General features: G+C 49.0%; 17 protein-coding genes and 1 tRNA gene. 6 read left to right on the forward strand and 12 right to left on the reverse strand.

Features of this window, described 5'->3' with window-relative positions; all coding sequences use genetic code 11:
* Positions 1 to 332: 332 nt before the first annotated feature.
* On the forward strand, positions 333 to 875 hold the full coding sequence (locus tag ACO6UX_RS06010) for a 2Fe-2S iron-sulfur cluster-binding protein (RefSeq protein ID WP_422445782.1): 543 nt from the start codon (positions 333 to 335) through the stop codon (positions 873 to 875).
* Here the strand turns inward: ACO6UX_RS06010 and ACO6UX_RS06015 are convergent, their stop codons facing one another.
* Positions 876 to 2,759 carry a hypothetical protein gene (locus ACO6UX_RS06015; RefSeq protein ID WP_422445784.1) on the reverse strand — a complete coding sequence of 628 codons (1,884 nt, stop codon included), beginning with the start codon at positions 2,757 to 2,759 and terminating at the stop codon, positions 876 to 878.
* 250 nt (positions 2,760 to 3,009) lie between these two features.
* On the opposite strand from ACO6UX_RS06015, the gene ACO6UX_RS06020 reads away from it, so the two are divergent.
* Positions 3,010 to 3,318, forward strand: a complete 309-nt coding sequence (locus ACO6UX_RS06020; RefSeq protein WP_420810395.1) for a BolA family protein — start codon at positions 3,010 to 3,012, stop codon at positions 3,316 to 3,318.
* 245 nt (positions 3,319 to 3,563) lie between these two features.
* Here ACO6UX_RS06020 and ACO6UX_RS06025 read toward each other — a convergent pair whose 3' ends face one another.
* Together ACO6UX_RS06025 and rlmKL are read right to left on the reverse strand one after the other, a co-directional pair.
* Complete coding sequence (locus ACO6UX_RS06025; protein WP_422445786.1) at positions 3,564 to 4,187, reverse strand: phosphoadenosine phosphosulfate reductase family protein; 624 nt, start codon at positions 4,185 to 4,187, stop codon at positions 3,564 to 3,566.
* 117 nt (positions 4,188 to 4,304) lie between these two features.
* Positions 4,305 to 6,476, reverse strand: coding sequence for a bifunctional 23S rRNA (guanine(2069)-N(7))-methyltransferase RlmK/23S rRNA (guanine(2445)-N(2))-methyltransferase RlmL (gene rlmKL / locus ACO6UX_RS06030; protein ID WP_422445788.1), 2,172 nt, complete (start codon positions 6,474 to 6,476; stop codon positions 4,305 to 4,307).
* A 284-nt stretch (positions 6,477 to 6,760) separates the two neighbouring features.
* Between rlmKL and rmf the strand changes: the two genes are divergently transcribed.
* On the forward strand, positions 6,761 to 6,994 hold the full coding sequence (gene rmf, locus ACO6UX_RS06035; protein ID WP_422445790.1) for a ribosome modulation factor: 234 nt from the start codon (positions 6,761 to 6,763) through the stop codon (positions 6,992 to 6,994).
* Between the two features lie 63 nt (positions 6,995 to 7,057).
* On the opposite strand, the gene ACO6UX_RS06040 is transcribed toward rmf, so the two are convergent.
* Positions 7,058 to 8,080, reverse strand: coding sequence for a quinone-dependent dihydroorotate dehydrogenase (locus ACO6UX_RS06040; RefSeq protein ID WP_422445792.1), 1,023 nt, complete (start codon positions 8,078 to 8,080; stop codon positions 7,058 to 7,060).
* Positions 8,081 to 8,537: 457 nt separating this feature from the next.
* Here ACO6UX_RS06040 and ACO6UX_RS06045 point away from each other — a divergent pair, with 457 nt between their 5' ends.
* Positions 8,538 to 9,113 (forward strand): DUF262 domain-containing protein, encoded by a 576-nt coding sequence (locus ACO6UX_RS06045; protein ID WP_422445794.1) that lies wholly within the window; start codon positions 8,538 to 8,540, stop codon positions 9,111 to 9,113.
* A gap of 472 nt (positions 9,114 to 9,585) precedes the next feature.
* Positions 9,586 to 14,154, forward strand: coding sequence for a hypothetical protein (locus tag ACO6UX_RS06050; RefSeq protein ID WP_422445796.1), 4,569 nt, complete (start codon positions 9,586 to 9,588; stop codon positions 14,152 to 14,154).
* A 500-nt stretch (positions 14,155 to 14,654) separates the two neighbouring features.
* Here the strand turns inward: ACO6UX_RS06050 and sstT are convergent, their stop codons facing one another.
* The 3 genes from sstT to ACO6UX_RS06065 form a co-directional block, all read right to left on the reverse strand.
* Complete coding sequence (sstT, locus tag ACO6UX_RS06055) at positions 14,655 to 15,905, reverse strand: serine/threonine transporter SstT (RefSeq protein WP_422445798.1); 1,251 nt, start codon at positions 15,903 to 15,905, stop codon at positions 14,655 to 14,657.
* 459 nt (positions 15,906 to 16,364) lie between these two features.
* Positions 16,365 to 17,687, reverse strand: a complete 1,323-nt coding sequence (locus ACO6UX_RS06060; protein ID WP_422445800.1) for a hypothetical protein — start codon at positions 17,685 to 17,687, stop codon at positions 16,365 to 16,367.
* Between the two features lie 297 nt (positions 17,688 to 17,984).
* Complete coding sequence (locus tag ACO6UX_RS06065; RefSeq protein ID WP_422445802.1) at positions 17,985 to 19,070, reverse strand: hypothetical protein; 1,086 nt, start codon at positions 19,068 to 19,070, stop codon at positions 17,985 to 17,987.
* Between the two features lie 585 nt (positions 19,071 to 19,655).
* Here ACO6UX_RS06065 and ACO6UX_RS06070 point away from each other — a divergent pair.
* Positions 19,656 to 19,931, forward strand: coding sequence for a hypothetical protein (locus ACO6UX_RS06070; protein ID WP_422445804.1), 276 nt, complete (start codon positions 19,656 to 19,658; stop codon positions 19,929 to 19,931).
* A 105-nt stretch (positions 19,932 to 20,036) separates the two neighbouring features.
* Here the strand turns inward: ACO6UX_RS06070 and ACO6UX_RS06075 are convergent.
* The 5 genes from ACO6UX_RS06075 to ACO6UX_RS06095 form a co-directional block, all read right to left on the reverse strand.
* Positions 20,037 to 20,113, reverse strand: a tRNA-Arg gene (locus tag ACO6UX_RS06075).
* Between the two features lie 120 nt (positions 20,114 to 20,233).
* The gene (locus ACO6UX_RS06080) at positions 20,234 to 20,446 is read right to left on the reverse strand and encodes a flagellar biosynthesis anti-sigma factor FlgM (RefSeq protein WP_422445806.1); all 213 of its coding nucleotides are present in this window, start codon (positions 20,444 to 20,446) and stop codon (positions 20,234 to 20,236) included.
* Between the two features lie 438 nt (positions 20,447 to 20,884).
* Positions 20,885 to 21,424: a hypothetical protein gene (locus tag ACO6UX_RS06085; RefSeq protein WP_422445808.1), complete on the reverse strand. Its 540-nt coding sequence runs from the start codon at positions 21,422 to 21,424 to the stop codon at positions 20,885 to 20,887.
* A gap of 475 nt (positions 21,425 to 21,899) precedes the next feature.
* A complete protein-coding gene (locus ACO6UX_RS06090; protein ID WP_422445810.1) occupies positions 21,900 to 23,042 on the reverse strand; it encodes an ABC transporter permease in 1,143 nt (380 codons plus the stop codon).
* Positions 23,043 to 23,047: 5 nt separating this feature from the next.
* Entirely contained in the window at positions 23,048 to 23,767 is a 720-nt protein-coding gene (locus tag ACO6UX_RS06095) for an ATP-binding cassette domain-containing protein (RefSeq protein WP_422445812.1), read from the reverse strand.
* Between the last annotated feature and the right edge of the window lie 56 nt (positions 23,768 to 23,823).

The following is a 23,823-nucleotide window of genomic DNA, read 5'->3' on the forward strand; positions in this document are numbered from 1 at the left end:
CCTCAATTTTCTGCCATCCTCGCTACGGGCGCTATTCTCGGTCAGCCTCCTAGTACATGGTTTCAATGAGTTTGACGTGTATGATCTCCGTTCACCCTGAGCGGAGTCGAAGGGTGCTTGGCACGATCTATCAGAGTCCGGAGTTTCCGCCTTTAGGCCCTATGGGTCCTTCGATGCTTCGTCAAGCTCAGCACTCAGGACGAACGGAGTGCGGAGGCACGACAACCCGTCAAACTCATTGAAACCATGTACTATGAGTACAACTGGTATTATCGATTGCAGGTTGTAAACTTGCACACCAAATTCACTGTGCAACATGTCAGGTTTTTTCCGTGCCGAAGATTCAATTTCAGGGCAACAGTTACCCGATGGTTGAGAACGAGAACCTTCTGGATGGATTACTGCGCCAGCATGCCAGGGCACCCTGGTCCTGCCGGGCCGGGGTCTGTCACTCCTGCATGCTTCGGGTGACAGCCGGGCCTGTACCGACAGAAGCCCAGTCGTTACTGACTGCTGAGCAAATCAAAAAAGGCTATATTCTCGCCTGTCAGACCAAAGTAACTGGTGATTTAAGCCTGGCACTGCCTACCCGGGATGAAGTACCCGGCATTCTTACTGAGCTGACATCACTCAGCTCAACGGAAGTCATCATCAAGTTATCCACCCGCCTGCCTTTCGAGGTTGCCATTGGCGAACATATTACCCTGGTATCCAATGAAGGTTTTGAAGCCACTTACCCGGTTACCGGCGTCAACGACGAATCACAAACACTGGAGTGCATTATTGCTCGCTCCGCAGGGGGCAGCCCATTCAGTGCCTGGATTCACTCTGAGGCAAGAGCAGGCGACCGCCTGATGGTGATCAAGAATGGCTAATTACTCTCTGACCGGTAACGCATCAAGGGTTTTGTCATGCCCCATCCTTTCCGGATCCACATGATTTCTTGAGAATATATCGCGGGACATACAGCCGGTTTCTGCATTAACCAGACTGAAGGAAGGCTGACGCACCACCTCCTGAAAGGCGATCGTTCCATCTGGCATAACCACGGAGTGGGCAAGGTAGGCATCCACCAGCCCATGGGTATAATCAATCCCTTCTGTCTCAAAGCCCTTCAATACCAGAACTTCACCAGTTTTACAGCCCAGCGCGATTTCATCACCGGTTACCGTACTTTTAATAATGGCCGGATGGCGACTGCCCAGGGGGAACTGAATGCTGCCGTAGTAATAATGCTCACCGTTGTCCCGGTGTTCCACCAGCACATCCCAGAAGGCCATAACATTGATAAACTCCCGGCCTCTATGATCCTTGACGATATTATTGCCGTGTTCACCTTTATCCAGGTATGAGCCTGCCACCTTGAAGCGGCGGGTAATGGCCTGATCAAAGTTGATGATGCCGGGATCCTGTTCTGCTGCAATCTGATACGCCACAGGGCGGCTGGGTAGAATGCTGACAGCGGCCTCTTTGGATGGTTTTGCTTTATCTGATTCCTGTTGCACCAGGGCAGCTTCGTGCTTTTTCTTCTTTTCGGCTACTTTCTCTTCTCTGGCCTTTTCCTCTGCTTTCCGCTTTTCTTCAGCCACTTTTAACTCATCGGCTTTGGCCTTTTCTTCCGCTTTACGCTTTTCCTCAGCCACTCTCAACGCTTCGGCTTTGGCTTTTTCTTCCGTTTTTCGTTTTTCTTCAGCCAGTCTCAACGATTCAGCTTTAGCTTTTTCTTCCTCTACCTTGCGTTTTTCTTCAGCCGCTCTCAACGCTTCAGCTTTGGCTTTTTCTTCCTCTGCTTTCCGTTTTTCTTCAGCCATTCTCAAGGCTTCGGCTTTGGCCTTTTCCTCCGCTTTCCGCTTTTCTTCAGCCGCTCTCAACGCTTCGGCTTTGGCCTTTTCCTCTGCTTTTCGCTTTTCTTTAGCCAGTCTCAACTCTTCGGCTTTGGCTTTTCTCTTAGCCCTGCGCTGTTCCTCAGCCAACCTTAACTCTTCCGCTTTGGCTTTCTCTTCCGTTTCCCGTGCCAGCCTCTGCTCTTCAGCTTTCTTTCTGGCCTGCTCCCTTGCCTGACGGGCCTCATTTACCCGGGCCAATCTTGCCTGGTCCTTTTCTTTAACCAGTGCTGACTTTGCTTCACTGACCTTGCTATTGTCCTTTTGTACACTCCTTGAACGCGGCCCCTGCTGTTCCCTCCCCTTATCGAGTTTTGCAGGCCTGACAACTTTTGACTCCCGGGCTTTTGAATCTCTGGTAATGGCGGTGTTGACAGGCATTTGACGTACAACACCTGTCTCATTTTCCACCTCAGGTTTTAAGGCTCTTTGCTGCTCTGCTGTGACTACTGTCTGCTCAACCGGCACCACCACTTCCTTTGCCCTGGTTTCGGACTCATTGTTACCGACCAGTACCACCTCTTCATTCAGGTTCTTTTCTGCCAACCGGATATCCATAAACTTCAGAAAAGTTTCTGCCTGCACCGGGTCGGTAAGGTCAAGGGCGGCAACCTGGTTATAGAATTTAAAATCCCTGGATACACTGAGGTTTTGTGGATTGATATTCGCCCTTCTTTTTTGTTGGAGCTTGCCACCGGACTCCCCGTCAGCCTGCACCGTATAGAGAGGTACACCATCATCGCTGTCCTTATCGGAGGCTTCTGCCTTTTGCGCATGGGCGATGGTTGAGGAGGCGGCAATAATCACTGCAGCAGACAGAAAGGTTATGGCTGACTTCACTGTTCTGCCAGCAAAACCTTTATCCGGATTTCCCATAAGACCTGCACCTTTAATATCATGTAAAAGGAGAACTTCGCCGTATAGCCTGAAAACAACTGAGCGGAGGGCTTCTGCAATAAGGTGGTATGAGCATAGACCATGAAAAAAAATCATCCATAAACCAGTGCAAGGCGTTAGAAATATATGATTTCACAGGGTTAGCTACTTATAATGTGCCAGAAAGAAATTGCCAGGTAAGACAAACTCCTTGTCGTTCGGGCCGGGACTGAAGAGGTGATGTATGGGAATGAAAGAAAATATCATCGATAAGCTGAATGAGTCCTTACAGAATGACTTAATCGATGTAACCAATGAGAGCCATCTGCACAACACGCCACCGGGCTCAGAGTCACACTTTAAGGTAGTGATTGTCAGTGAAGCATTTGAAGGGAAAATGCCGGTCAAACGGCACCAGATGATCTATGGACTGCTGGCTGACGAACTGCGAGAGCAGATTCATGCGCTGGCGCTACACACTTACACCCCCGTTGAGTGGCAGACAAGAAACCAGACCGCCCCGACATCACCGGATTGCCGGGGCGGCAGTAAAAAGTAAATAAGCGGCCTGTCTCTTTCGGGTGGCGGGTAACGGGAAGCGCTTAGTAATTGTCCTTAAATAATTCCGACTTTCAGAACTCACTCTCCGTTCATCCTGAGCGGAGTTGAAGGGTGCCTGGCACAATCTATCATGCCTCGGAGTTAACGCCCTTCGACAGGCTCAGGACGAACGGAGTTCGGAGGCTCCGAAATGTGTAAATTATTCAAGGACTATTCCTTACCAGAAATGCCGAATGCCAGTTCCTAACCCGCCACAGAAGTATGCAAACCACACTCCCGGTGTCCGTATACTTTTGTCGGGTCGTAGTAATCTTCCTCGATGGGCAGATCGTGAGTAACCAGGTACTCCTCAACATCGAGTTCCGTCCAGTTAAGGAGTGGTGCCACCCGGTAATAGCCATTGTTGGTCAGACTGACCACATCAAGGTTTTGCCGGAATTCAGTCTGATCCTTACGGATGGCGGTCAGCCAGTAATCCGGTGCTGATGCGTCCATGGCACGGGCAAAAGGCTCCAGTTTTACCTGCCGGGTAAACTCATCATGTTCCGGGGTATCAACCTCCGGCACACCACCGTAAATGGCATCACGAAAACCACGACTGTATTGTGGGTGAAAAACCCGGATATTAAGCTGCAAACGCCGAATCAGCTGATCAGCAAAGCGGTACGTCGCGTCAGTACCGTAGCCCGAATCGATCCAGACCACCGGGATATCCGGCTTGACCCGGGTGGCCATATGGATAATGGCCGCTTCATGGGGCCCGAAGTTGGTGGTCAGCACAGGTTTATCAGCACGCTGGACGGCCCACTGGATAATAGCCTGCGGGCTCAGAGTCGACAGATCCTGATTAATCATCTCCAGATTCATTATTTTCCCCATCAATCCATAACTTAACAGCATGCACTATAAGAGTGAGGCTTTATAACCACAAAGATTAATATGGACTATAAATATTACTGAATTAAATGCTCACATCTTCAGTACTCAGCGCTGAATACACCAGCAACGATGAATACCCGGTCTCCGCTGGAAATCCCGATCAATGGTAGTAGCAGTGATCTCCTCAACACTGAACTTCTGCTCCAGTTCTTTGGCCAGCTGGAAACGTCGGAAGTTGTTGGAGAAATAGAGCACCCCACCCGGTTTCAGCCTGGCCATTGCCCGCTCGACCAACTCAACATGGGCTTCCTGCACATCAAATACCCCGCGCAGCCGCTTGGAGTTTGAGAAGGTAGGGGGATCCATAAAGATCAGATCATAGTTCCGTGTCTCCTGTTTCAGCCACTGCAGGCAGTCCGCCTGCTCCAACCGGTGTTTGCGGTCCACCAGGCCATTGAGCGCCAGATTCTTTCTGGCCCAGCCAAGGTAGGTATTCGATAGATCGACACTGGTGGTACTGGCCGCACCGGCCACGGCGGCATGAACGGTTGCCGTTCCGGTGTAGCAGAACAGGTTCAGGAAATCTTTACCTGCGGCCTCCCGGGCAATGCGCAGGCGCATTTTCCTGTGATCCAGAAACAGTCCGGTATCCAGATAGTCCCTCAGGTTCACCAGTAAACGACAATCCCCTTCTTTTACCTCAAGCATATCACCGGACTGCTCAAGCTTTTCGTACTGCCGCTTGCCAGACTGACGTTCACGACGCTTGAAGACCACATGACTATCCGGAATACCCAATACACCGGGAATCACTTCCAGCGCTTCCAGCAGACGCTGATGGGCCTTAGTCTCATCAATGCTTTTCGGTGCCGCGTATTCCTGCACATGAACCCAATCCCTGTAGAGATCGACGGCAACGGCATACTCCGGCATATCCGCATCATACAGGCGATAGCAGTCGACACTCTCTTTCCTGGCCCACTTACCCAACTGCTTCAGATTCTTCTTCAAGCGGTTGGCAAACATTTCACCACCGGCGGTGCTGGCCTTGAATAAGGTATTAGCCGCACTGTCCACACGGCTCTGCCCGGAAGCAGGCTGGTCAGCCTGTCGCTCACGAACATCATAGAGAAACAGCTTGCAGGAGAGCGCACCATTAAACAGGGTATAGCTTTTCTTCGGCCCCATGCCCAGACTTCTGACCAGCGCCTGTGAAGAGGTAAAGATCGCCGCCTGCCAACCCGGCGTCTGCTGTTTGATTTTTTCGCCAAGGTGTTTGTAGAGATAAACGAGACTGGCCTCATCACCCATACGCTCACCATAGGGTGGGTTAGCAATCACCAGTCCGGCTGGAATCTCCGGGTCAACCTTCAGACTGGCCAGCTCCTGTTGTTTGACAGTAATCAGCTTACCCAGCCCGGCACGCTGGATATTGGCCCTGGCTCTCCCGACAATTTTTGGCAGACCTTCATATCCGACGATGGTCGTCTTAATCGCAGCCAGGCCAGCCGTGCGACGGGCACGGGCTTCCTCCAGTACTGCCAACCAGATTTTGGGAATATGCCCCATCCACTTATCAAAGCCAAAACGGGCCCTGAGCAATCCCGGCGCGATATCCGCCGCCATCATGGCACCTTCAATCAGAAAGGTGCCTGAACCACACATAGGGTCCAGCAGTGTGCTGCCCTGTTTCGCCAGTTCAGGCCAGCGGGCACGGTACAAAATCGCTGCCGCCAGGTTTTCTTTCAGGGGTGCTTCACCGGCTTCCAGGCGGTAACCGCGCTCATGCAGGCTCTGGCCTGACAGGTCAATGGCAACAAATGCCCTGCCGCTTCTGGCGTGCACATTGACCCGCAGATCCGGCTTGCTGTTATCCACAGATGGCCGCCAGCCATAACGATCACGCAGCTGATCAACAATGGCATCCTTTACCAACTGGGAGCCAAAGCGGGTATGGGTGATATCCGGTGTCGAACCATTGAAATCAATCCGAAAACTGGAGCCCTGATCCAGATGATCATCCCAGTCAAACGACTGCACACCCCGATACAGCGAATGCTTGTCAGAAGCATCCACTTCGCCGATGCGCAGCAGAATCCGACTGGCCAGACGAGACCACAGGCAAGCCCTGTAGGCCAACTCAAGGTGACCGGCAAAGCTGACTCCGGCAACCGTCTCCGCCACTTCACTGGCTCCCAGTTCCTTCAGCTCTTCTGCCAGCAGGGATTCTACCCCCTTGGGACAACTGGCAAACAGAGTCAACATCGTTGTACTCATAACGTCATATTCCTGAAAAAAGCTAAAAAACAGCTCTTCTTAACTAAAAATTCTCAATGTTTTCTCAACAAAAGCTTCAGATTTGGATAAAACTTAGAATGTTGACTTTCCTTGGGTGAATACCTTCTTCAGTCGACACTTTACCCGCACTGTCTTTTGGGGGACAGTTAGCACTTGCGACTAGTTACCTCCACCACGGGGTGAAGTCAGCTGTCCGGTCATTCTGAACCAAGCCCGAGGCGCCAGGGAGGCCGTCAAAAACCATATCAGCAAGAGGCATTACCATGTTGAAAAGACTCAAAAGGGATAAATCAGATAGAGCCTTTAATAAAGGATACCAAGTGGGCCTGTCTGGCCGTTCCAGGGATATCTGCCCCCATCAGGAGGCAGATTTGCGCCAGTCGTGGTTAAGTGGCTGGCGTGAAGGTCGAGTTGATAACTGGGAAGGAATGACAGGAATCTCGGGGTTACACCGAATGTATAACTTCTCTCACTCCTATTCAGCCAACCAGCTCTGATTGCGCTGTCAACAAGCCCCGTCCGGGGCTTTTTGACATCACCCGCTTGATCAACGCGCTTTCTCATGCATCAACAGAATAGACGGCTTCCGCAGCCTCTCGGATCAACTCCGGCCCCTTATAAATAAAGCCCGAATATATCTGCACCAGGCTGGCCCCCGCCCGGATCTTATCAGCGGCCGTCTGAGCATCCATAACACCACCGACGCCGATAATCGGCAGCTTACCGGAAAGCTCACTGGCAAGCAGTCGAATCACTGCCGTGGACTTATCACTCAACGGCGCACCACTGAGTCCTCCCGCTTCCTCGGCTGTCGCAAAGCCGCTGACCTTATCTCGATCCAGTGTCGTATTGGTGGCAATTACGCCATCCAGCTCATACGACACCAACTCGGCAGCAACTGCGGCTATTTCATCGTCGGTCATATCCGGGGCAATTTTGATGGCCAGAGGAACCTGGCGACCATGGGCTTTAGCCAGTGACGCCTGTTCTTCCTTCAGCACTGACAGCAGGCTTTTCAAGGCATCACCATATTGCAGTTTTCTTAACCCCGGTGTATTCGGGGAAGAGAGGTTAACGGCAACATAACCAGCGTAGGGATATACCTTACGCAGACAGGTGAGATAATCCTGGTTGGCATCTTCAACAGCCGTGGTCAGGTTCTTGCCAATATTAATACCGATAATGCCTTGGTACCGGCTCTTTTGAACATTCGCGACCAGTTGATCCACACCCAGATTATTAAACCCCATACGGTTGATCAACGCTTCTCTCTCAGGGATACGGAACATTCTTGGTTTGGGGTTGCCGGGCTGCCCCACCGGCGTCACGGTTCCCAGCTCAAGAAAGCCAAAGCCCAGACTGCCCAGACCATCGATACACTCACCATTTTTATCCAGCCCCGCTGCCAACCCAACCGGATTGTTAAAGGTCAGTCCCATCACTTCCCTTGGTTTGGCAGGGACAGCAGGAGCCATCAACCGGGTAAGACCAAGACGCCCCCCCGCACTGATCATTTCCATGGCAAAATCATGGGCAGTTTCGGCAGAAAGGCAAAACAGGGCACTTCGTGTCAATTTATACATAGGAGTTATCGATCAGTATGCGCCAGACAAAATTCGGAGGATTATACGATCTCTAATCCCTTTTGTCTCTATGGATCCTTTATAGCAGCAAGAGCAAAATCATTTGGAACCGCTCTCCTTAAATTTGAACGATTTTGAAGCAAAATAGAGGTAATAACACCCACCGTCATTCTCTTTGGCTAAGGCCAAAATTCACTTATACCCCCAGATTTTACAGCCATACAGAGATGGCAATCTGCCATGCGTTGTCGAGCTTCTCAGCGCTGACCACAGGCTGCGAAATTAAAGGGTTAGTGCCCAATAAAATTACCCTGAGTCCCATACGCTTACTTCCGAAAACACTGAAAATTTCTGATATTCTGGCAGAGGTAAAAGCCAGTGCTTTGCGTAGCATCACTAATATTTTATTGGTAGTCTGATCTGTATTCAGGATCCGAAAAATGACTACCGGTTTGAGGTGGTAGATGGCCAGCAACGCCTGACCACGCTGACGCTGATTTGTGCAAAACTGTGTCAGCTCATCAGCAATGTCAAAGTGAAAGCCGACCTCCAGGAGCGCATCCTCCATGAAGACCCGTATGCAGACACCACGGAAGAACCCCGCTTGCAGGTTCGCATGAAAGAGTACGAGCTGTTTACCAATCATGTTGTCATGGGCAAGCATGCTAATCTTCCCGTAAAACCGACTCATACTGAGAACCTGTTCATCAACAATTTCAGGGTCATTGGTGAGTATCTGGCCGACCATGATGAAGCAACGTTGATCAAATTTACCCGCTACCTATTGCGTCATGTGTTTATTGTATTTGTTCGTACGGAGGATTTTGCCTCGTCTTACCGACTCTTCAATGTATTGAATAACCGGGGAACCCCCCTGACCGACGGTGACTTGATCAAGAACAAACTGTTCGGGCAGGCAGAGGTGAATCGAATTCCTTCTTCAACCGTTAAACAGAAGTGGTCGCAGCTGGAAGAGATTATCGGGATTGAAAATATTTCCTACAGCTACAGAGTGTCCAGGGAAAACATTTAATTTCAATAAGTTATACGGATTTTTTTGGTTTTTGAAAATGTCAGAAAACTGGTTACTTTACTCCGTTGTCATTCCGTACAGGGATTAATGTACGGAATCCATCTTGTAGAGATAGCCAACGGCCAGCGCGTTCACATCTATGTGAGATGTATCCTGTACATAACCCCTGTACAGAATGACAACAGAGTTATTCTGAGTTAATGATCAATAATTTTTAAAACAGCCTCTTAATATCTACCGTAAGAGGGACTATCACTAAGCACCTCCCTGAATACTTTAATCGCTTTTTTTGCTGCTCAATCGCATACAACTGCGTAGCAAAGGAGTGCATACCCTGTTTGAGTGGGTGTTTTGAACGATTCAGACTACGGAAGGAAAAACGGCCAAAACATTTACAATAAGCAGATGAAACCATCATCTCCCCATCGGGTCTGAACAGTTGGTTAAAGTTATTCAACGTTCAGGCTAAATAATGCAGTCGGTACTTGCATCGTCGTATTTCCCCCTAAACACTCCCGTTAATACAGACTCACCCCGGCAGCTTCTTAACACAGCAGATATCCGTGAATGTCCGGACTTCAACAACACCCCTATTCACCACCGTCAAACACGACCGGTTCAGCTCGATAAGATCAGCTATTGCTCCGACTCATCCCGGAACGGCCTGGAGTCTTCAAACAGAGAAACACCGTCGTTAAAAAGGAAGGGGGCAGAAAAACCGGCCACAACAGATACTGACACCCGCTCTGGCGACAGCACCTGTACACTGGATAGTTGCCATTGTGAGGCTGAAGACATCAGCCCCCAGAACAGGCCAGTCAAAGAACACACGACGGAGGCTCCAACTGCACAAGCTGACCCGGCTATCGGTGAACAAGACAACGTCAAAGCACCAATAGAAGCAGAAAGCTCTTACTGGCATTCTACGGCGCAGTATATTCTGTCAGGCATAAAAAAACTCGCCAATGCCGTCCTGCCAACACCTTCAGAGGCCCTGGATCATATCAATCTTGATATGCCATGCTTCAGTGAAGAATATGAAGAGGATCAAGACATTGAGTTGCCCATAGATGTCGATGCCATCGACAGTGATCTGAATAGCAGGGGGCAACCCGTTAGCAAAGCGCAAGCCAAAAGTGTTCAATCCGAAAAAGAGTGTTCCAGCACACCCTATGAGTCGGAAGAAAGCGACAGTAAAACGGCAGACGCTTCCCACAAAAAAGATAGCGTCGTCTATAGGACACATCACAGATCAGCAGAACTGCAGGAAATCTACCAACAGTCACTGCCCGTCGTAAAACTCTCACCACACACCTATGGCAATCCCAGCAACATTGCCATTGATGGGGAAGATGACCAGCCTGAACTGATGATTGCTCTCTATCCACACGGCATCTTACAGGCCCTGCTTATTTTATTCCCTGAAACCGCCCTTGAGATTCTCAAAAGTCGGCTTGCGAAGCTGGGCAGCACCTCAATAGAGACCTTCGAACAACTCCGGAAATCCCGGAGGCAAAACCGTACCGGGTTCAGGGACGCCCTGGCGAAAAATCTGGCAATCCTGAGAGAAAACCTCAACGACCTTGAATGTGATCAGCACAATGTCAGGTGCCAGCTCGCGATATTGAAGAATCTGAGAAAATTTGAGCGTGAATACCATGTGTACTGCCTGGAAGCAAAAATGGACGCCGACTTCCTGGTACAAAAAGGAAGGCTATCGTCAAAGCAGTTAGCCACCGCCATTGACAACGTCGAGGGTAATCAACTTAAAGACCCAAAACCCCTTAAGCCCACTACCTGGCTGAGACCGCTGGGCTACCAGTGCAAAGAGCGTGAAATCATCTTAAGGGGGGCTATGTGGAGTCTGGCAAACTATCATCTGCAAAAATCCGCTCAAATCGTTCTTAACGAGCTTATACAGCTCCCACCAGTCAAAGTACCCGTTTCCGGAACAGACACCTGCAAAAGGAGAACAGTTAATCACTACATCAGGGAACAACCTGAAACCATACTAAAAGTGTTGACTTATCTGGTTTGCCTGAACGTAAAACGGTATCGCGGCATAAGGCATATAAAGGCGGCTAAACTTGCCCTGGCGACTGATCAGCAAGGGTGTACAGCAGAGAGTGTTCAGGCTTTATTCAGCCGCCTGACCAGGCAGGATCTTATGCCAGAAATAGCGACGCAACTGGACAACGAGATCGGCTGGCTCCACGCCAAACGCCTTGAGCATGAGCTTAAATCACCTCCAGCTGAAGCCAGTCTGCCCAGCTTGATGGATCAACGACAACATATCCTTATTCTTCGATTACTGAACCCGGCAAAAAACCAGTCACCCCCCGAAAAAAAACCAGGCCGCCTTGCCAATATAGAACAACAGGTTTCTGCCCAGTTAATTCACCATTTTCTGAGCAACCAATCACGGCCAAACCAACCGGGCCTGTTTCCACACTGGTTTTTCCTCAAGCCCCCCGCTGCGGATCGTATACGCTCCGTACTGGCACAAAAAAGCAATACCCCCGAGCAGTCTTTTTACCTGGCCACATTACAATTCATTGATGCAATGAACCGATGTGAACAGGATGACAACTACGACAGTTGCCTGCACTGGATGCAGTGCTACTACGATATGACCTATGCTCAACAGCAGCTTCTGATTCACCTGATCGACCAGGATGCGCCTGACGGCATACTGCCCTGTGAACATTTCGAGCAGAATATTGATGTGCTCTGGCAATTGGCAAAATCCAGAAAAAGCGTGGGCCTGCGGCCCCTGAACCCTGACTCCTATGCATACTATCTCAGCTACCTGAATTTTATCCGCAAGGAAGAAGAAAGCATTGAAGACAGCATTGCCGAGCTGTATCGCAAGCGGTATTTAAAATTACTGAATTATGACCCTTATCAAGAATTTAAAACGCTCTTTGGCGATGTGTTTAACTGGGGGTCGCAAGCCAGCAGGACCATCTGCCAGAAAGCCGGCGAACTGATGGAGGGACTAAACGCATCAGGCTTGCCCAATGCACTGGGCTTTCTTTATAAAGAAGGCAAAGGGCTGATATCGTCACTGTTCTCTGCCGACAATCCAATCCACGCCTTAATAACCGACACTCTGGGTACAATACTGAAAGTAGCCCAACAAAACCCAAAGTTTTTTCGGGTAATGTGGGGTGATTTTGCACTTCTGATGCCTCAGCTGAAAAGCCTGCTTGGGCAGGACACATCGGTAACAGGCCTGCTTGAAAGCATTGAGATCTGTATGCGCGGTCATGCCCTGGCTTCACTGTTTTCCGGCGATAAACCACAGCCACTGGATGTTAACCCGCTGGAAAATCCGCAAATGGCTACGGTGATCAAACGGTTCCAGCTGCTCCGGGACATGATTACCGCGTTTCATACCGGACTGCCAGTGATCGAAATATTTTTAAGCAACAGTCTGGATACCCTGATCAATAAAGCTAAAAAAGTCGCACAAAATGTATTCTCCACCTATCTTGCCAGACACTGTCTCAGCCAGATGAAGCCGGCGATTTTCCGCTTGCTGAACAACCTGCGCTGTGCCCGGGATTTAATGCCCAGCCTGACCCTGGGGCTGACCTCTGACTGCCTTGCCGCCATGGCTCCGGAGACAACCGTCAGACTTGCCCATCATATTGGCCGACGCACCAGTGTCGTTGGTAATGTTTTGGGTTTTGTTCTGGATCCGCTGGTTATGCGCTTTGATAAATACCAGGAGAAAATCAACAACGCCAAAGCCAACCCAGCCAGTATTGCAGCACGCAGTGAGTTAGCAGCAGAGCGGAAAAAGGTGGCAGGCATTCTCGGCGTGTCGTCAGTGGTTACCACTGCTGCCATTTTGTTGGTTAATGTCTTTAACATTGTTCTTCTGTTGAGTAGCCCGTGGCTAACAACAGCCTGTATCGGGATCATTACCTTTTTTGGCAGCAGCTGCTTTGTCGCCCGACGCTATAACGGGTTGGATGAAGTCTGGACATCACTGTCTGAAACCATTTCAGAACAGATGAAACGAACCTTTGCCAAAGACAGTCCAAGGGCCATTGAGGCAAGACAGCAAGCCCACCAGATCAGTAAAGATACCCTGACCAAAATGTCAGAAGTCAGAGAACAGGCACCGAGTGGATGGCAGGACTGGCAACAAAACCAGCTACTAAGAGAGTTAAGCAAGTATTGGCATCAGCTGCATTATAAAGAAGAGATGCTGCAACGTATCAAGTCTACGGTTCGGGAAAAGTGTCAGTCCGATGTTGAAAGAGACGCACAACACATCCTCCATTTTGTCCGGGCAAAAGCACTGGTGGAAAATGCTCTCAGGGACCCGGATGATATATCAGCCAATCCGGACCACCTTGCTGATTTCAACCAACAGTTAGCCCGTCTCTATTTCCCACCACTGGATGCAGCACTGTTTCCCTACCAGCTAATAAACCTTGAACAGGAAATCAATGCATTTTTAGACCATTCCTGCGGGACTGACTGCCCCGGAGAAAATATCAAGGCGATTATGGATACCGTTGAAAACTATCATATTGATCTTCACAAAGGAGAGTACCTGTTTAAACTGCTGCATATGCGACAACTTCAGTCTTTATCACTGGGGGCAGACAAGGCAGACGATCAACCATTTCATCAGAAGCCGCATCACTGCAGCGAAACAACCATGGCGCACTTGCCAGATCATCTGACAGCAACAGTCATAATGGCAAAGTCCCGGCAAAAGTGTGAACAACAGCAACTGAAAAAGGAGGAACAGATCCGGGAAGCAAGAATGAAAATGGTCACCCGGCGGGCGTTACATGACTGCCTTAAAGGTGAAACAAACTATTCAGCCAGCAGCATACCCGACTTGAGCCAAGACCCACTATTCAAAACTCACCTTGAGCTGCAAATCAGAGAACTTGAAAAAGCCAGCCTGCCCTGGTCAATTGACTATACACTGCCATCGACTCGAACCAGCGACTCACCGCCTGCAGGATGCACTTATAAAGCCCTGGAAGCAGGCAAAGACCTCCTGACCTCATAAGTTGCCCGATACCCACTGATTCAAACAGGCCGCTCTTTGTATCGGGCAATCCAGTACATGGTTTCAATGAGTTTGACGTGTACAATCTCCGTTCACCCTGAGCGGTATCCGGCAATCCAGTACATGGTTTCAATGAGTTTGATGTTTACAATCTCCGTTCACCCTGAGCGGAGTCGAAGGGTGCTTGGCACGATCTATCAGAGTCCGGAGTTTCCGCCTTTAGGCCCTATGGGTCCTTCGACAGGCTCAGGACGAACCGAGTGCGGAGGCACGACAACCCATCAAACTCATTGAAACCCTTTAATAGTTGACTATGACGCATTGATTGCGATGGTCAGGAATTGTCTTTTAACAAGTTACCGATTTCCGTTCACCCTGAGTGCTGAGCTTGTCGAAGTATCGAAGTTCGGTGGCACCACCCTTCGATACTTCGACAAGCTCAGCACTCAGTCCGAACGGAGTCAGGCAATGAAAATAGGGAGGTATTTCCAGACAACTCCTTAAACGCTCACAGACGGAGGCTCTGCCCGCCCAGCCGCCTTGCGTTCAGCCGCTATGCATGCTGCCGCCGTAAAGACGACATCGGTAGAACTGTTCAACGCCGTTTCCAGAGAATCCTGAATCACGCCAATAATAAAACCGACAGCAACAACCTGCATGGCAATATCATTAGAGATACCAAACAGGCTACAGGCCAGCGGGATCAGCAATAAGGAACCACCGGCCACACCGGAAGCGCCACAGGCAGAAACAGCAGCCACGATGCTGAGCATCAAAGCGGTTGGCAGGTCAATGGAAATACCCAGTGTATGAACCGCTGCCAGCGTCATTACGGTGATGGTAATGGCAGCACCTGCCATATTGATGGTAGCCCCGAGGGGGATGGACACTGAGTAGGTATCTTCGTGGAGATCCAGGCTTTTACACAGCTGCATATTCACCGGAATATTGGCTGCCGAGCTGCGGGTAAAGAAGGCCGTCACACCACTTTCCCGGATACAGCGCAGCACCAGGGGGAAAGGATTCTGACGAATCTTCAGGTAAACGATCAACGGGTTAACAATAAACCCGATCATCAACATGCTGCTGATCAGAACCGCCAGTAACTTGCTGTAACCGGCCAGCACCCCAAAACCGGTCTGGGCAATGGTATTGGCAACCAACCCGAAAATACCGATGGGAGCCAACTGGATGACAAAGCGTACAATGGCAGAAACCGCCATGGACAGGTCATGCACCATAACCCGCGTAGACTCACTGCCATGACGCAATGCCAGGCCCAAACCGATGGCCCAGGCAAGAATACCAATAAAGTTGCCTGTCAGCAGAGCCTCAACAGGGTTCTGCACGACCTGGAACAGCAGTGTATGGAGAACCTCCATAATACCTTCCGGAGGCAGGGCTGCACCGCTATTGGTCACCAGCGTCAAGGTCACCGGGAAAAGAAAACTCATGGATACCGCGACAAAAGAAGCCGCCAGTGTGCCAAGAATATAGAGGAAAACAATCGGCCGCATGTTTGTGTGCTGCCCCTGTTTCTGGTTGGCAATGGAAGATGCCACCAGTACAAATACCAGCACAGGGGCTACCGCTTTCAAGGCCCCGACAAACAGGGAGCCCAGAAAAGAGATGGCCACCGCAGTTTCCGGCGAAACAACCGCCAGACCAGCACCCAGGGCAATACCGATAATAATCCTGAGAACCAGGCTGGTGTTAGCCATTCGGTCATATAATGATTGCGCTTGACTCATGATTTACCCGCTGTACTACGTTCAAGTTTTTATCAGTCAACAATTTATAACATCTGCCTCACGAAATTCCCGCGCATAAGAGTATTACCGGCCTGCGGGAATTACGTGAAAATAGTATCACAGTACAGAGGATAAACTTCAGATTTAATTTTTTGCATCAATTATGTCAATCGCATCTATCCTGTTGCCTACCGAAACAGACACCGGAGCATGGAAATGAGACAGATTCTAGTCCCGAAAACTATCTTTGAGCTGCAACCCGTCAAGGACTGTCACGGAAAAACCAAGCTGGAAGAAAAACCAAAAGTCGTCTGGGGCATAAGAAACATTGTGGTGATACCACCAGCAGAGCTCCTGTCTCTGCTATTTCGCGGCAGATATTGATAGTTCGCTGTTCCTGTAATCTCCCGTCAATAAAATACCTCTGAAAAACAACAAGTCCTGCTCAAGCCCCATGGCTTAAACCAGCTGACTCAGCTGATCTTTGACATTCTCTGCTGTCGGGCGCTTTTGCGGGTCTGCCCGGGTGCACTGATCTATCAGACGAATCAGTGGTGCCAGCATATTTTGATCGTCTTCAGCCAACGAAATACTTATCGGACCGGACGGCATATTCAGCGCCAACAGGCTCTTGTTATTGGCCAGGAAGCCCGTAGTCCGGTCCACAGCATGCTCCAATTTTGCACAATCGTACAACTCACTGGTTTCCATATAGTCAAATAGTGATAACTGCAAACCTTCATCCGCTTTAAACCGCTCCCCCTCGCCGAAAGTGGCACAAACGATAACCGCCAGCATTACACCAAAAGACCAGATATCGCCCTCCCGGGTAGCGGAAGTATATTGCCAGGGGGCAAACGGTTGTTCAGGATTATCAAAAACGCCGGGAAAGCGCAGCTCTGGCGGTTGCCAGGCATTGTTGTAAAAAATAAACCGTTTGCTGCCCAGTGTATCTGGCCCCGGTGCCACATCCACCCGACTGAAACGCTCCGGCAGGCCCGGACCCAGCCAGCCTGAAAACTCCCGAAGCCCTTCCAGACGGATATCTCCGTGGGCCACTCCCCGTTCGTGCAGGTTTGCCAGGGTATCCACTACCTGGCTCAGACCATGGATAACATCACCGAGAACAGCGCCTTTCGACAAACATTGCTCAATGTAAGGCTCTGCCAGACTTTCCAACAGCGGCCACTGCCCGGTTACCGAGGAAGCAATCCCGGCGTCAGCCAGCCTGGGCAACCCCTTTATTCCCCATTGATAAATATGATGCTGCCGGGCGGTGGTGGAGACCATCTCCAGCAATTGATCGATTGACTCATCCAGCCTTTCTGCATCCGGTATTGCCGGGACAAACGGAAAAGAAGGGCTCCGCTGATGGGGCTTGCCAGCTTCATTAAGCAGTTTAACGTTCTCGTCATTGAGCAACATTAACGTCCCCACTGGCTGGCCTTCGCCATCCGCCCCCCTGACCGATACCTGCCCCGCCCGGGCAAACCAGGAATATCGTTGTGGTTCAATGGTGATGGCTCTGCCAAAGCTGCTGATATTCAGGGAGTTCAGCAGCGTAACCTGCCAGCGCTCGTCGGAATCCATATCATTCCTGCTCGCTTTCCTGAAAACCTCGTAGGTTTCCCACTCAGGTCTCTGTTCAAGCAGTTTGATCTCTAAATGTTCGACAGGATGGACACTACGATATTTGAATGCACTGCCAACTTCACCACTTTTATCCGGCACGATCGCATGAAATTGCAGCGCAGAAGCATTCTCAACAACTGGCAGGGACATCAATGAACTCCTTTATGGCATTTTTATTGTCAGGCAATTAAAGATAGCTCAATCGGATATAAACAGTGATGCCATTGTTAAGAAACTGCGGTGATCAGAATTGCCTCATGGCTTTAGACAGACAAGGAACCTCATCAATTAAATGGGTTATGAAGTTCCAGGGTATTCAGGAAGCTGTTGCCCCGGACAGGGGAATTGGTGGATAAGATAAGCTATCTTGCTGACTGCGGCTGAAGTTATGTCCCAATAAGTCAATGATGAAAAATAACATGCAGGGATTACGTAATAACCAGTCAGTTATAGTTCATCACTCATACCTGTTTTGGAGGTGTAGACAGGCTTCAGTACCATTTTGGCGACCCCTGATTTCATGGGTACAAAAGTATTTAAATTATTTCTCTGGAGGCGAACGGTATCCAGAATGTCGTCTGCATTCATCCTGTCCAGGGCATGATAAAAATCGGCACTTTCGGTTGAAGAGCGGTTACTGAGAATACCAAGTGCATTCTGGATATGACCTATTTCAGGATGGAATGCACCGGCGAGTTGCAATCCAATTTCTACAACCCTGCTGAGGATTTTGCCAATAAGTCTAAAGGGTATTTCTGAGTCATTTTCCATCAGAGTCAGTTGTACAGAGTCTGCATCCAACCAGATAATCAGCTCAGTATTGCCCTCATTGACACCTTTTTTTTTCGCCCAGGGAATTTCAATCGTATCTTCACGAATCGGCTGGTCGCTATTGTAGTAGGTGAGATGCATATAAATTTCAGGCGTGCTGAAAAAATGCTTGACGACTTTTTTCAGGTCCAGCTCCAAGAGAAAGGCACGCTCAGGCAGGCGTTTCGTAGTATCGGTATTGGGGTCGACGATGGATTTTGTATGAATAACTGGAGTACTGAGTCGGGCAGGGCGATGAACCAGCAGGATGATATCTTTGTCCAGATCATCGACGTTCTTCACAGTGAAATCGCAGTGTTTACCCTGGCAGGATGAAGAACTGGCTATTTTCACTTTGCGGGGCTGATCCTGCTCCTTTGGTAACAGGAAGCCAATGTAGGGGCTATCGGTTTCTTTGACTTTGCGATAACGAAGCTTCATCAGAGAGCCTTTGCTCCGCTCACCAAAGTGAAAACAGTCCGCGACTCTCTCCAGCTCTTCAATTTGCTCGGTAAAGTCATCCAGAACGGTTTCAGGTATTTCTGGATAATGTGCTTGAAAGGTTCCAGGCAGGCTCCGCAGGGTAAGATCACCCACTTCATCTAACTGCGAGGGATTAGTGGCCAGTTTGCGAATCTGATCCAGATGCTCCGACGGCTTCAGGGTTTCGATAAAGCTCTTTTTCAACTCCATGAAGGTTTGTTCCTTTTTTGCAAAACTCATGGCTGCAATACCCGAGCATTCTTCGGCAAATGCAGAGGGAAGAGTGAAACACAAAAGTAAGGTAAGGGTCAGGGGAATACACGCATTCATAATGAACCTGAAGAGCAAACAAGAAACAAACGTACAACTTAATGAAGGAGAAAAGAAAACCGATACTACAGTTGTCTAGATGAGGCTGCCTAATCTGTCAAGGTCCGCTGTGGAATATAGCCCGAATATTTTATAAATAAGAGCAGGTTTCGCTCAATCACCGATATGATTGGGTCGACCAAAAGAAAGCTTGGGAAGAAGCAAACCGGAACCTGCTATGGTGAGCTGGAGTCAAGCATTGAGAGCAACGCCCTTGAAATGCAGTGAAGAGGAGATTTACCTGAAGTGATGTGGTTGCAGACATGTCTGATCCTTCAGAGATTTTGAAAAACGCCACTTATTAGGCAATGGACCAACAATCTTCACTCTTACCATCAATCAAGACAGTTTGATAAATATTGCCAATAAATTACCCTGACTTTAGGGGTTGCTGCATCGTCACTATTTGCTGCGGTGTTTTGGTTTGTATGCCACCGGGTAAACCCATGGAAGCCGTTGGCTGATAGCTCGGGTATTTCTGTTCATTCAAAGCACCTGTTCCACGATCCGGACGGTTCAACGATTAGCAACAAACAATTCTCAGCCAGGTTTAAGGACTGCATGAGCCGCTGTGTTGCTTCCGGAAAAATCACGGCAGAGGAACGGTTCACCTTTCACCAGTTGAAAGCCAAAGGTGCCTCCGATCACGAAGACAACCACTCAGGCCACAAGACGAAAAAAGGGAAGAAAATCTACATCAATAAAACGCCGAAAGTGAAGGGGTCACGGTAAGCGACGATTATTATTTAAACAGTTGTTTTGTTCTCAATTTTTGTTCTCATTTGAGCTTGTAAAAATAAATCTTTATCTGTTATTCCCACAAGCCCTTGATTTTAGTGGCGCTCCCAGGAGGATTCGAACCTCCGACCTGCCCCTTAGGAGGGGGCTGCGCTATCCAGCTGTGCCATGGGAGCATGCGTTATCGGACTGATACCAAGGCATACACCTTCACAAACGCGTTTGAAGCGTACTTCATTCACAGTGGATGATCAAGCCTTGGCAGGATAAAGGATTTCTAACTGACGTAAATTGACTCAGGGGCTGTCTTTCTCGGGAAACACGATTTCAAGCTGTTGTTCAAAGGCAAGCATTTTTTCGGCGAGACGCTCGCTGTCAACCATCAACGTCCCATCAAGGTATGCCTGGCGCAGGCGGCTGACACGATCTTCTGTAGCATTGATAACAAAACTTAGTTTCTTCTCGGAGCCTTCCAAATTCGTACTTGACTCTCGATGCTCTTTATCCATGTTCACTCCTTGAACGTTGAGAAATTTTTTTCACTGGCAAGTCGGACATACTGTCACCTCCAGTTCAGGCTGTCTACCCATGATGCCTATTATTTTAGTATACAAGTTTCATACCAATTGAGGTGTGTAATGACTCCGGATACCTCGTTAAACACAACAGTGAACTGATAGCGAGGTTATCAATGGGAACGCAGGTAATCACCAATGGAATACTATGAGCCTGTTGGAGGATAGACTGCACTGCTATTGTGCAGTAATAGCGAATTGATCAATGAGAGAGCAAAGCAAAAGTCTGACAATAATCTACACGACCATTTTCAGCAGAAGATACCTTGCTTGACAACAAGGCTCTTCTGAAACTCAGTTTTAAAGCGTCTCTTGCTTAAACAGCCGATTAACAAGCCATCGCTTTCAGCGCATCGCAAGAGCCAGACACCATCAATTTTCCTCCTTTTTTCCTTCTTCTTGCGTGTTTTCGATGACTTCGTCAGGTTCCGCACCTTCATCCGCGCCCTGAGTCTCACCTTCAGTTTCCGGAGAATCATTTTTCTCCGGTTCGGGTTGCTCTGCAGCAGCTTCCGGAGCCTCTGAGCCATCATCTATCTGAGCAGACTGGAGCTTGTCTGTCATTGATTTAAGCTGTTCCTTTTCATCAGACTCTTTCGGAGTTACTCCTGCCTCTGCTGCACTCTCTTCAGAGCCCGTTTCTTCTGCATCACCTGCCCCCTTGTCACTCATTTGAGCGTCGGCTTTGGTTTCCTTAACGGTTTTATCACTTATTGAATCACCTACAGCCCCTCCTTCTTTTCCTGGTGCTTTGTCTGGCATTTCATTCTTCGTATCCCCTGAGGCCACTGTTACAGTATCCGTTCCAGCTATATTGGAAGAAACGGTTATTGCCGCACCATTTGAACCCGGCGAATTTGCAGAGGTTGTCAATGGCTGGGTGGTGGCTGGTAAAGATGACAAGCTGTCCATAAATAAAAACCTCTTTTTTCTTTAGTAGACACCTACCATAGACTTTGACTACCTCTAATTGGTTTCAATGTTTTTTAGAGTATTTTTCTCATAATTTGTCAGACATTATTGCTATGATTTTTAACAGGGAATGTAGCTTGCAAGCCATCATCAATAGATATAGATCGATTGACGTTTGAATTCTGCGAACGTGATGAAATTTATTGGCAGGTTGTTGTATAAAAGATGAAGGTATACGCAGTGACAGATAACAGGATTCTCAACGTTTAAGTAGCTGGCCATATGGAATCGAATATTTCTGGCTACTTGGGCTGGTACTATGCGAGGCACAACGGAGGGAGCATAGCCGTAGCTATGTGACCGGAGTTGTAACGAAGCAGAGTGCCAGCACAAGGAGTCAGAAATATATGATTTCATATGGTTAGCTACTTATGGTGGCAGCCCCATCCATGGATGCCGCCTTAAACCATTCAATCTAAGTTCTTCGGGAAAAACCATAGATTCGCCATGCCGGCAGGCAGGCCACCAGAAAACCCAGTAAAAACAGCGACAACAACCAAAGCAGTTGTTCAAAAGGCAGTGCGATGCTGCTCACAACAGGAATCCAGCCCCCCAGGAACAGAGTCGATACTTTATAGAGAACAACACCAGAACAAAGAGCAAACAGGATTTGCAGCATCGGTTCTGCCAATGTCAGGACTGCCAGCTGCCACGGGCTTACCCCTACCATTCGTAGCAGTTCGACTTCCTGTTTTCGCTCGGCAAAACCGGCAGAAAGATTAAAATACATCATCATCAAAGAGAGCAATCCGATGATAAAACTCATGGCCATAAACACATTATTGAGCATTCGCTGATAGTGCCCAAGCTTTTCCAGTTCTAACGCAGGAATCACTACTTCAAGTGGTGTATTGAAGGTTGACTTCAGTTCTTTCTGCACCTTAAAGAGGGTGTGGTGATGGCGCAATTTTATCAAAATGAAATTAAGATGATCAGTTTTTATGCCATGGGCTTTTCGGATTTTTCGCAGCCCTTCAATAGGAATTAAAATATTACTGTCCAGTGAGGTTCCGGTTTCCATTAAAACCCCCTGAATAATAAATGGCGTTTGATACTCATCTTTTGATGAGGGTGAAAAGCCATTGGCTATCTTCAGGGTTTCTCCGGGCTGATAGTCTCCCGCCAGTCTGGCACCAATAAATGCCGAACGATGATTTCTGAACTCCGTGCCTGATCCATTGCCAATAAAATTAAGGGCTTTCAGCTGCAGCGTTTCCATATAACGTGCAGTACTGCCAGTCACTGTATATCCAAGATGGCTTTCGTTGGTAGACACCGGCGCAGCCCACTCCACATCCTTCAGTTCAGCAATGGTTTCATAGAGATCCCAGGATATTACCGGAGGAGGAGGGCCAATGCGAAAAAGGCTGTAAAGGACAAGATGTGCTGGCTGTGAAGGCGCTCCGACAATCAGGTCTGCACCTGAAGACACCTGTCGGGCATAGGATCGTACAGCTTCATGAATATGGCTGATCACCAGAAGAAGCGCAATGCTGAAAGCAAGAGCCAGAATCGAAATGGTTGTGCGTCCGGCTCTCTGACCAAGGCTTCTGCGCATAATCTTCATAATGACCATCGGTTTTCACGCTCCCTTGCCTGGTTCAAGGTATCCATGTTCACATACCGGTCAAAACCATCAATGCCGTTTTCATCATGGGTGGTACAGATCAGTGTGGCTCCACTTGCACGACACTCATCCTGTAACAGCTGGTAAACGGCTTTCTTCCCCTTGCAATCCATAGCCGAAGCCGGTTCATCCGCCAACACCATTTCAGGCTTGCCGATCAGCGCACGGGCAATGGCAAAGCGTTGCTGTTGACCGGCGCTGTATTGCGCAGCATTTTTTGATAGCCGTGACGGGTCTGTTAAGCTGAGCTTGCGAATCAGACGAATGGCATCCTTGGCGGCCGTTTCAGATTTCCTTTCTGCTTCAGACCGCCTTTTCGCCGAGAAATAGCAGGGCAACAAAATGTTATCGAATGCACTTAGATATGGCACCAGCCGATAATGCTGGAAAATAAATCCGATAGAGTCGGCACGGAGTCTTTCCAGAGAGGAGGTGCCAATTTTTCTCATATCATTGCCCAGAACCATCAGGTCACCACTGTTATAGCGAACAAGCCCCATCAGGGCTCTTAACAGGGTGGTTTTACCAGAGCCATTCCTGCCTTGAAGGCACACCGTTTCACCAGCATCAATAACCAACTCCGGAATTCGCAAAACTTCAGTTTCACCAATACTCTGCTCAAGGTCATGAATGGCAACGGCCTGGACATTTGTCATCTTAATATTTCCGCCTTGATAAAGACCCGCAGTCAGGATAAACAACGATCCTGGTT

The organism is Endozoicomonas sp. ALB091 (assembly GCF_049310265.1).
In the GTDB taxonomy this organism is placed as follows: domain Bacteria; phylum Pseudomonadota; class Gammaproteobacteria; order Pseudomonadales; family Endozoicomonadaceae; genus Endozoicomonas.

Bases quoted from the DNA above. Each gene is read 5' to 3' on its own strand.
- ACO6UX_RS06015 (WP_422445784.1), bottom strand. From the start codon at position 2,759: ATGGGAAATCCGGATAAAGGTTTTGCTGGCAGAACAGTGAAGTCAGCC.
- ACO6UX_RS06020 (WP_420810395.1), top strand. From the start codon at position 3,010: ATGAAAGAAAATATCATCGATAAGCTGAATGAGTCCTTACAGAATGAC.
- ACO6UX_RS06025 (WP_422445786.1), bottom strand. From the start codon at position 4,187: ATGAATCTGGAGATGATTAATCAGGATCTGTCGACTCTGAGCCCGCAG.
- rlmKL (WP_422445788.1), bottom strand. From the start codon at position 6,476: ATGAGTACAACGATGTTGACTCTGTTTGCCAGTTGTCCCAAGGGGGTA.
- rmf (WP_422445790.1), top strand. From the start codon at position 6,761: ATGTTGAAAAGACTCAAAAGGGATAAATCAGATAGAGCCTTTAATAAA.
- ACO6UX_RS06040 (WP_422445792.1), bottom strand. From the start codon at position 8,080: ATGTATAAATTGACACGAAGTGCCCTGTTTTGCCTTTCTGCCGAAACT.
- ACO6UX_RS06050 (WP_422445796.1), top strand. From the start codon at position 9,586: ATGCAGTCGGTACTTGCATCGTCGTATTTCCCCCTAAACACTCCCGTT.
- sstT (WP_422445798.1), bottom strand. From the start codon at position 15,905: ATGAGTCAAGCGCAATCATTATATGACCGAATGGCTAACACCAGCCTG.
- ACO6UX_RS06060 (WP_422445800.1), bottom strand. From the start codon at position 17,687: ATGTCCCTGCCAGTTGTTGAGAATGCTTCTGCGCTGCAATTTCATGCG.
- ACO6UX_RS06065 (WP_422445802.1), bottom strand. From the start codon at position 19,070: ATGAGTTTTGCAAAAAAGGAACAAACCTTCATGGAGTTGAAAAAGAGC.
- ACO6UX_RS06080 (WP_422445806.1), bottom strand. From the start codon at position 20,446: ATGGATAAAGAGCATCGAGAGTCAAGTACGAATTTGGAAGGCTCCGAG.
- ACO6UX_RS06085 (WP_422445808.1), bottom strand. From the start codon at position 21,424: ATGGACAGCTTGTCATCTTTACCAGCCACCACCCAGCCATTGACAACC.
- ACO6UX_RS06090 (WP_422445810.1), bottom strand. From the start codon at position 23,042: ATGCGCAGAAGCCTTGGTCAGAGAGCCGGACGCACAACCATTTCGATT.
- ACO6UX_RS06095 (WP_422445812.1), bottom strand. From the start codon at position 23,767: ATGACAAATGTCCAGGCCGTTGCCATTCATGACCTTGAGCAGAGTATT.